General features: G+C 69.7%; 7 protein-coding genes and 1 tRNA gene. 4 read left to right on the top strand and 4 right to left on the bottom strand.

Annotated features, from left to right (window positions below; translation table 11 throughout):
• Window positions 1-13: 13 nt before the first annotated feature.
• Complete coding sequence (locus tag ACH9D2_RS02390) at window positions 14-1,048, bottom strand: IS110 family RNA-guided transposase (RefSeq protein WP_396361156.1); 1,035 nt, start codon at window positions 1,046-1,048, stop codon at window positions 14-16.
• A gap of 301 nt (window positions 1,049-1,349) precedes the next feature.
• On the opposite strand from ACH9D2_RS02390, the gene ACH9D2_RS02385 reads away from it, so the two are divergent.
• Window positions 1,350-2,231, top strand: coding sequence for an alpha/beta fold hydrolase (locus ACH9D2_RS02385; protein WP_396361155.1), 882 nt, complete (start codon window positions 1,350-1,352; stop codon window positions 2,229-2,231).
• Between the two features lie 136 nt (window positions 2,232-2,367).
• Here ACH9D2_RS02385 and ACH9D2_RS02380 read toward each other — a convergent pair whose 3' ends face one another.
• The 3 genes from ACH9D2_RS02380 to ACH9D2_RS02370 form a co-directional block, all read right to left on the bottom strand.
• Entirely contained in the window at window positions 2,368-2,949 is a 582-nt protein-coding gene (locus tag ACH9D2_RS02380) for a hypothetical protein (protein WP_396361154.1), read from the bottom strand.
• 445 nt (window positions 2,950-3,394) lie between these two features.
• Window positions 3,395-3,471, bottom strand: a tRNA-Thr gene (locus ACH9D2_RS02375).
• A gap of 167 nt (window positions 3,472-3,638) precedes the next feature.
• Window positions 3,639-4,502 (bottom strand): DsbA family protein, encoded by an 864-nt coding sequence (locus ACH9D2_RS02370; protein ID WP_396361153.1) that lies wholly within the window; start codon window positions 4,500-4,502, stop codon window positions 3,639-3,641.
• 165 nt (window positions 4,503-4,667) lie between these two features.
• On the opposite strand from ACH9D2_RS02370, the gene ACH9D2_RS02365 reads away from it, so the two are divergent.
• From ACH9D2_RS02365 to ACH9D2_RS02355, 3 genes are all read left to right on the top strand, one after another.
• Window positions 4,668-6,170 carry an alpha,alpha-trehalose-phosphate synthase (UDP-forming) gene (locus ACH9D2_RS02365; protein WP_396361152.1) on the top strand — a complete coding sequence of 501 codons (1,503 nt, stop codon included), beginning with the start codon at window positions 4,668-4,670 and terminating at the stop codon, window positions 6,168-6,170.
• A complete protein-coding gene (gene otsB / locus ACH9D2_RS02360) occupies window positions 6,170-6,976 on the top strand; it encodes a trehalose-phosphatase (protein WP_396361151.1) in 807 nt (268 codons plus the stop codon). Before ACH9D2_RS02365 ends, otsB begins: the two co-directional genes overlap by 1 nt.
• Before the next feature lie 134 nt (window positions 6,977-7,110).
• Window positions 7,111-8,250 (top strand): sn-glycerol-3-phosphate ABC transporter ATP-binding protein UgpC, encoded by a 1,140-nt coding sequence (locus ACH9D2_RS02355; protein ID WP_396361150.1) that lies wholly within the window; start codon window positions 7,111-7,113, stop codon window positions 8,248-8,250.
• Window positions 8,251-8,331: the final 81 nt, after the last annotated feature.

The raw sequence follows: 8,331 nt of genomic DNA, 5'->3' as shown, positions 1-8,331 counted from the left end.
TAGGGCCTCTGTGTCAAGGGAGGGCCGGTTTGTTGGCCGTCAGGTCCTTGAGCATGGTGCGGTAGACGACGTTGCTCAGCCGACGTTTGAGGGCTCTGCGGGCCTCGCGCGGGGTCTTGCCCTCCTGGATCTTCTTCAAGTAGTACTCCCGACCGAGGCCTGCATGGCTGATCTGACACACCGCCATAACGTGCAGCACCGAGTTCAGCTGACGATTGCCTCCGGGGTTCAGACGCTGCCGCATGTTGTCCCCGCTGGAGGTGTCCAGGGGTGCGGCACCGGTGTAACTGGCGAAGTGCCCGGCCGAGCGGAACCGGCGCACGTCCCCGACCTCGCCCAGAATCTTCCCGGCCTGGATGGTGCTGATGCCCGGCAGCTCCATCAAAGAGGTGCCGGTGATCTGCAGCTCCTCGGCGATCCGTTGCTCGTAGTCGTCCATCAGCTTCTCCAGCCGGGCCACCTCACCGATCAGATCCCGTGCCAGATCGCGCCGGCACTGGGCGATGGCTGTGGCCGGGCGCACCGTGCGCACCGCCGCCTTCGCTTTGGTGAGGTTCAGGCCTCGGGGCACGCCACCGGGGATTAGATCTCGGAGCAGGTCGTGGAGTCGGTTCAGGGCCCGGGTCCGTTCACCTTTGAGCGCGTCACGCTGGTGAGTGAGCAGGTCCAGGATCTCGGTATGGTCCTCGGCCATCACCCGCCGCAGACCCTCGTGGTGTTGGGCGGCCCATCCTACGGCCCGGGCGTCAGCGGCATCGGTCTTCCGCCCGCCGCCGGTGTGCAGCACCCGGGCCTTCATCGACAGGGTCGAGGGAACATCGATGACCTCGTGGCCCTGGCTGATGAGGTACTGGGAGATGCCCCGGCCCAGGCCTTTTGCGCCTTCGACGGCGAACAACGTCTGGTCGAACTGGGAGGCCCAGGCCAGCACGGCCGGGCCGGTGCCCTTGGTCACGGCGAAGCGCCGCGTGGCACGGGTAGTTCCATCAGCCTCAAGGGCTACGGCGGTGAGCGAGGACTTGTGCGGATCGATCCCGATGATCGTCATGGCAGACTGCTTCCACTGGCAGGGATATGAAGCTCCCTCGGTGGGCACTCTGACTTCAATCCACCTGCACGCCTCTGTCGAACCACACCCAGGGCAGGTGGCGGCCGGCCGGGCACCCTATCAATGAGCCAGCCCCCTTCCAGGGGCGACAAGAAGCTTGCGGACCAGCGCCGACCGCCACTCTCAACACTACGAAGCTGCAGACTCCCCAGTGCCGGCCACCACCCATTCAAGACAAGTCAGAGGCTTGTCCGGCGGGCGCGGGAACGGTAGCCGCTCACCGGGGACGATACTGGGTGCCATGGAACGGACGGTGCTGGCGGACGAGCACTACGAGCTGTGGGTGGAGGAGACGGGCAACCCCGAGGGCTCTCCCCTGCTCCTCGTGATGGGGGCCAACGCCTCCGGCGCGACGTGGCCGACCGAACTGGTCGCCCGACCGGGCACCCGGCACCGCGTGGTGCGCTACGACCACCGCGACACCGGCCGGTCCACCCGCGCCTTCGCCGCGCACCCCTACGCGCTCCGCGACCTCGCCCAGGACGCGGTCACGGTTCTGGACACCCTCGGGCTCGACCGGGCGCACGTGGTGGGCATGTCGATGGGCGGCACGCTCGTCCAGCTCCTCCTGCTCGACCACCCCGACCGCTTGCTCAGCGCCACGGTCTTCGCCACGTCCGCACTCGGCTCCGGCCCGGCCGACCCGTCCGGGGCCGCTGACGCCGGGCTCCCGGGCCCCGATCCGCGCCTGCTGGAGCTGTGGCGGCACCTCGCCGACCCCCGCGGCCCGGAGGAGGAGATCGCGTGGCGGGTCGAGCACTGGCGGATCCTCAACGGCGACGTGCTGCCGTTCGACGCAGAGGAGTTCCGGCAGCTGGAGGAGCGCGTCGTCGCCCATTCGGGGACGGCGGAGAACCCGGCGGCGCACGCGCTGGCGGACCGGTCCGGTCTCGATCGCGCCGGAGAGCTGGCCGGCGTCCCGGTGCCCGTGCTGGTCGTCGAGGCGCCCGAGGACCCGGTGTATCCGCCGCCGCACGCCCGGCACCTGGCGGCGGTGATCGGCTCCGCCCGCCTCGTGACGGTCCCCGGCCTCGGCCATGCCCTGCCGCGGAGCGCGGTCGAACCGCTGGCCCAGGCAGTCCTCGAGCACACGGCGGCCGTCGACGGAGACGGCCCTGGCTGACGCCCCGCGCAGGGGAGCGCCCCGTCCACCACGGGACGGGGCGCTCGATCCCTCGCACGGGGCCCGCTCCTACGGACGACTGCCGCGATCCCCGATCACGGACAGTTCCTGCGCGCCGGGTCCTGTGCCGACCGGCTCAGTGCTTGTGGTCGTGGTCGTGGTCGTCGTCGTGGTCGTGGTCCTGGCCCTTCTTGTGCTTGTGCTTGCCCTCGTCCCTCATGTCCTCGTGGTGGTCACGGCTCCGCTTGTCGTCGTCGTCGTAGAAGTGCCACTTCTCGTGCTCTTCGCAGTACCACCAGTGATCTTTGTAGTCGTGGTCGCGGTCGTACCGCTCGTGGTCGTGCTTGTAGCCGTCTTCGTGACGGTGATACCGGTCGCGGTCGTACCGCTCGTGGTCGTGCTTGTGGCCGTCCCCGTGACGGTGATACCGGTCGTAGTCATGGCGATCGCGGTCGTGCCGGTCCCAGTCGTGATCGCGATCGTCCTTCTTGTCCCGACCCCGGTCGCCGTCGCGATGACGGTCGTACTCCCGATTCTTGTCGTCGTCGTGGTCTCCGCGGTCGTGACGGCCTCCACGATCGTGATCACGTTCACTATGGTTATCGTGCTTGTCTTCGGTACCATTGCCTGACCCCGCGACCGCCGGGGTGGCAACCGTTCCTCCCACGAGGGCGGCGGCCATGGCCGCGCCGACGAGGGTCTTCCGCAGAGTGCTCATCAACTGCTCCTGTGGAAAGGGCATGACATGGGGATCGTCATGCGATCGAGATGTTCCGAGACCTGTGCAAGAGGTCTCACCTATGAGATAGGTATGAACACCGTAGGAGCGTCCTGAGTCACGGTTCAAGACACCGACCAGGACAATTGCGATCACGGTTCCGTCTCGTCGCAGCCCCCGTGCGGCATGGGCGTGCCCGGACCCTCGCCGGTGCGGCCGCTTCACGCCCCGGCGCCGGGTCGCCCCGACGCGGCAGCCACGAGAGCCCAGTACTGGCGCGGATCTCAGCGGCATCGTTCACCGGCGCACATTCCGCGACCGGATCCGGCCGGGTCCAAGGCTCGCCCGAGGACCGCCAGGAAATCAGCAGGCTTATATCTCATGTCGAGATCTCAGCGCAACATGTGACGTCATGAGTGGTCGCGAGTGCAAAAACTCGGACCGGTGGAGCCCCCTACCGGATTCGAACCGGTGACCCCCTGTTTACAAGACAGGTGCTCTGGCCAGCTGAGCTAAGGAGGCGAAGCAGCCCTCGGCATCCAGTGGTGCGGCTCGGGCGGCCGGTCACCCAGGATATCGGACGCGTCGGGGGACCCCGAAATCCCCCGGGCGCCGGAGGGCCCAGCACAGCACGACGGCGCCGCGTCCCTCCCGGGTCGCGGCGCCGTCGTGCTGCTGGAGCGAGGACCCTACTCCTTGGCCTCCACGGCCGCGTCGAGAGCGTCCTGGAAGGGCTCGTTGCCGAGACGCTCGCCGTCGATGAAGACGGTCGGGGTGCCGGACACGCCGTTGGCGAGGGACTCCTGCGAGACCACGTTGACCATCGGCCGCCACGTGTTCTCCTCGAGGGCGCTCGCGATCTCGGCGCCGTGCGAGGAGGCGATCTCCACGAGCTGCTCGTCGTCCAGCCCACCGGTGCCCTGGTGGGAGAACACCTCCTCGACGAAGGCCAGGTACTCCTCGGTGGAGACCTGGTTGCCGACCTCGTAGGCGGCGGCCGCGGCCCGGGAGGAGTACTGCGTCGGCGTGGAGCGGTCGAGGAAGTTCAGGTTGCGGTACTCGAGGGTGATGTCGCCGGAGGTCACGGCCTCCTCGAGCGCCTCACCGTTCTCGGTCTCGAAGTCGGCGCAGTGCACGCACTCGAAGTCCTGGAAGATTACGACCTGCACGGGCTCGTCCGCACCGGAGGCCTCGACGCCCGGGGGGACGGCGGACTCGTCCGGGGTCTCCGGGGCCTCGGGGACCTCTCCGAGGTCACGCTCCTGGACCTCGGACTCGCCCGTGCGGACCCCGTCGGCCGTCAGCACCGTGCCGCCCCACTGGTTGGCGCTGGCGGGGACGGGGCCGGCCTCGGGGATCTGCTGGGCACGGTTCTGCGCCACGACGACGCCGATCACCGCGACGATGACGAGGACCACGGCGAGGATGCCCAGCTGCAGGATCCGGCGGGAGCGCTTGTCCTGCCGTGCGTGCTGGTCCGCGACCTGCCGCGCCCGCTCTCGGGCGGCGTCGCGGTTCCGGGGGTCGGGGGTCGTGCTGCTGCTGGATGCCATGGGTCCTCTTCGAAAGATCCTCGGGGGCGGATGGGGACGTGTCGTCGCCCAGATTATCGGACCCCCTCCCGGCCCGCCGACTCAGGAGATCACCAGGCGGAACCGTGAGCACGCTGACGAATAGACTGGGGACAGGACGACGACGACCCACCGGAAGGACACCTCGTGAGTGCAGAGCAGACCTCCACCGCCTCCTCGGCCGATCTGGAGCAGGTGCCGGAGCCCAGGACCGACGTGCCTCAGGAGGCCGGCTACGACTTCGTCGTGGTCTCCAACCGCCTGCCGGTGGAGCGCGTGGTGGAGCACGGGGAGTCGTCCTGGCGCCGCTCCCCCGGCGGACTCGTGGCCGCGCTGTCCCCCGTCATGTCCCGCAACGCCGGTGCCTGGGTGGGCTGGCACGGGGCCGCCGACGAGACGCTCGAGCGCTTCGACCACGACGTCTTCCATCTCGCGCCGGTGCCGCTGTCCGCCGACGAGGTGGAGGCCTACTACGAGGGCTTCTCCAACGCGACCCTCTGGCCCCTCTACCACGACGTCATCGCCCCGCCGGAGTTCCACCGCACGTGGTGGAACTCCTACCGCAGGGTCAACCGCCGCTTCGCGGAGCGGACGGCAGAGATCGCTGCCGAGCACGCCACCGTGTGGGTGCAGGACTACCAGCTGCAGCTGGTCCCCAAGATGCTGCGGGAGCTGCGACCGGACCTCACGATCGGGTTCTTCAACCACATCCCCTTCCCGCCCCTGGAGATCTTCGCGCAGCTGCCCTGGCGGCGGGCCGTCCTCGACGGTCTGTCCGGCGCGGACCTCATCGGCTTCCAGCGCCCCGGCGACGCCCAGAACTTCCAGCGCTGCGTGCGGCGGTTCCTGGACGTGCCGTTCAAGAACGGGGCGGCGCGGTTCGGCACGGACGACGCCGCGTGGACCGTGCACGCGCAGTCCTACCCCATCTCCATCGACGCGCAGGCGATCCAGGAGCTGGCCTCCCGGCCGGAGGTCAAGGAGCGGGCCCGGGAGATCCGCCACGAGCTCGGCGACCCCGAGACCGTGTTCCTGGGCGTCGACCGCCTGGACTACACCAAGGGCATCCTGCACCGCATCAAGGCCTACGGGGAGCTGCTGGAGGACGGGAGGCTGACCGTGGGGCCGTCGGTGCTGGTCCAGGTGGCCAACCCCTCGCGGGAACGCGTGGAGTCCTACGTCCAGCTACGGGAGGACGTGGAAGGCCTCGTGGGCCACCTCAACGGCCAGCACGACACCATCTCGCACACCGCGATCCGCTACCTGCACCACGGCTACCCGTTCGAGGAGATGGTGGCGCTGTACCTGGCGACCGACGTCATGCTGGTGACCTCCCTCCGGGACGGCATGAACCTGGTGGCCAAGGAGTACGTCGCGGCCAAGACGGACGGCTCCGGGACCCTCGTCCTCTCGGAGTTCACGGGCGCCGCCGAACAGCTCAAGCAGTCGCTGCTGGTCAACCCCCACGACATCGACGGCCTCAAGGACGCGATGCTGCGGGCCAAGGACATGCCCCCGGCGGAGGCGAAGAAGCGGATGCGCTCGATGCGCCGGCAGGTCCTGGGCAACGACGTCAACGACTGGTCGGAAGCGTTCCTGCGGGACCTCGCCCGCACCCGCCCCGGAACGACCGATGAGGAGGAGCAGTGATGGACCCGCACGACGACGCCCGCCCGGCTCTCGAGGAGGCCCTCGCCCGGGCGGCCGAGTCCGAGACCCTGCTGGTGGCCCTGGACTTCGACGGCACCCTGGCCCCGTTCACGGACGACCCGCACGACAGCCGGGCACTGCCGGAGGCGCAGTCGGCGCTCGAGGAGCTGCTCGAGCTGGACCGCACGTACGTGGCCGTCATCTCCGGCCGTCCCATGCGCTTCCTGCGCTCCGTGGTGGACCCGGCCGGCCGGATGCTCCTGTCCGGCTCGCACGGGGCGGAGCTGCTCCTCGACGCCCTGGGGGACGCGGCCGCGGACACCGGGCTGCAGCTCTCCCCCGCCCAGGAGGAGCTGCTGGCTCGGGCCACCGCGCTCGTGGAGGCGCAGGTGGCCCGGTATCCCGGGTCCAAGCTGGAGCTCAAGCCCACGGGCGCCGCCTTCCACACCCGCACGATGGCGGACCAGAGCCTGTGCGCCAGGGCGGAGCAGGAGATGATCGAGCAGTTCGAACGGCTCGACGGGCTGAAGGTCACCCCGGGCCAGCACGTGGTCGAGTCCTCGGTGCACTCCGCGACGAAGGGCGAGGGCATCACGGCGTTCATGCAGGCCACCGGCGCCGACGTCACCCTGTTCGCCGGCGACGACGTGACGGACGAGAACGCCATGCGCGAGCTCGGTCCCGCCGACCTCGGGATCAAGGTGGGCACGGGGCAGTCCGTGGCCGCGCACCGGGTCGCCTCGCCGGAGGAACTGGCCACGGCCCTGACCCGACTGACCGGGCTGCGCCGGGACGCGCTGCAATGACCTCGGACGACGGCGAGCCGAGGACGGCGGCACCCCGGAAGTGACTAGGATCACTGTGGTCCCCCTCACCTGAGGGGGCAGCTCTTCTCCTTCGGATCGTCCGGCACGTGCCTGCCGGGAAAGAGGCTTGAACCATGTCTTCTGTGCGCTACGCCAATGTCACCTGTCAGTACCCGGGGGCCGACAGCCCCTCGGTGACCGACCTGAACCTGGAGATCGCCGACGGGGAGTTCCTCGTCCTGGTGGGCCCTTCCGGGTGCGGGAAGTCCACCACCCTGCGGATGCTCGCCGGCCTGGAGGAGGTCACCGGCGGGAACATCTACATCGGCGACCGCGACGTCACCGACGTGCCCTCCCGGGACCGCGACATCGCGATGGTGTTCCAGAACTACGCCCTCTACCCGCACATGACCGTGGCCGAGAACATGGGCTTCGCCCTGAAGATCGCCAAGATCGACGCCGGTGAGCGCCAGCGCCGGGTCGAGGAGGCCGCCAGGATCCTGGACCTCACCGACTACCTGGACCGCAAGCCCAAGGCACTCTCCGGCGGGCAGCGCCAGCGCGTGGCGATGGGCCGGGCCATCGTCCGGTCCCCGCAGGTGTTCCTGATGGACGAGCCGCTGTCCAACCTGGACGCGAAGCTGCGGGTGCAGACCCGCACCCAGATCGCCTCCCTGACCCGCCGGCTGGGCGTCACCACCGTGTACGTCACCCACGACCAGGTCGAGGCGATGACCATGGGCGACCGCGTCGCCGTGCTCAAGGACGGGTTGCTGATGCAGGTCGACACCCCCCGGGCGCTCTACGACGCCCCGGCCACGGAGTTCGTGGCCGGGTTCATCGGCTCCCCGGCGATGAACCTCTTCCGAGTCCCGGTCACCGAGACCGGAGTGCAACTGGGCACCATCGACATCTCCTTGTCCCCGGCCCAGCGGGCCGGGATCACCGGGACCCACGTGACCGTCGGCATCCGCCCCGAGGACCTGCACCCCGCGCCCGAGGGCACCGGGCTGCCGATCGAGGCCGACGTCGTCGAAGAACTGGGGGCCGACGCCTTCGTCTACGGCCACCTCGCCCCCGTCACCGCCGCCAACACGATCGTGCCCGTGGACCCCACCGGGGCCGTGGACGAGCGGGCCGAAGGCGCTCACGAGATCATCGTGCGCGCCGAGGGCCGCACCCCACCGAGGGCCGGGACCACGATCTGGGTCGCCCCGAACCTGGCGCACGTGCACCTGTTCGACACCACCACGGGCAACCGCCTCCCGGACTGAATCGCGGTCCTGCAGGCCGGCTGATCAGCGAGCCGGCGGCAGCGGGCGCACCGCACCCGCGCCACGGCGCCCTCCTCCCCC

The organism is Kocuria rhizosphaericola (assembly GCF_044462205.1).
Taxonomy (GTDB): domain Bacteria; phylum Actinomycetota; class Actinomycetes; order Actinomycetales; family Micrococcaceae; genus Kocuria; species Kocuria rhizosphaericola.
This window is presented reverse-complemented; position numbering and strand designations above follow the sequence as displayed.

Excerpts from the sequence above, each read along its gene's own strand:
- ACH9D2_RS02390 (WP_396361156.1), bottom strand. The coding sequence starts at position 1,048 with ATGACGATCATCGGGATCGATCCGCACAAGTCCTCGCTCACCGCCGTA.
- ACH9D2_RS02385 (WP_396361155.1), top strand. The coding sequence starts at position 1,350 with ATGGAACGGACGGTGCTGGCGGACGAGCACTACGAGCTGTGGGTGGAG.
- ACH9D2_RS02380 (WP_396361154.1), bottom strand. The coding sequence starts at position 2,949 with ATGAGCACTCTGCGGAAGACCCTCGTCGGCGCGGCCATGGCCGCCGCC.
- ACH9D2_RS02370 (WP_396361153.1), bottom strand. The coding sequence starts at position 4,502 with ATGGCATCCAGCAGCAGCACGACCCCCGACCCCCGGAACCGCGACGCC.
- otsB (WP_396361151.1), top strand. The coding sequence starts at position 6,170 with ATGGACCCGCACGACGACGCCCGCCCGGCTCTCGAGGAGGCCCTCGCC.
- ACH9D2_RS02355 (WP_396361150.1), top strand. The coding sequence starts at position 7,111 with ATGTCTTCTGTGCGCTACGCCAATGTCACCTGTCAGTACCCGGGGGCC.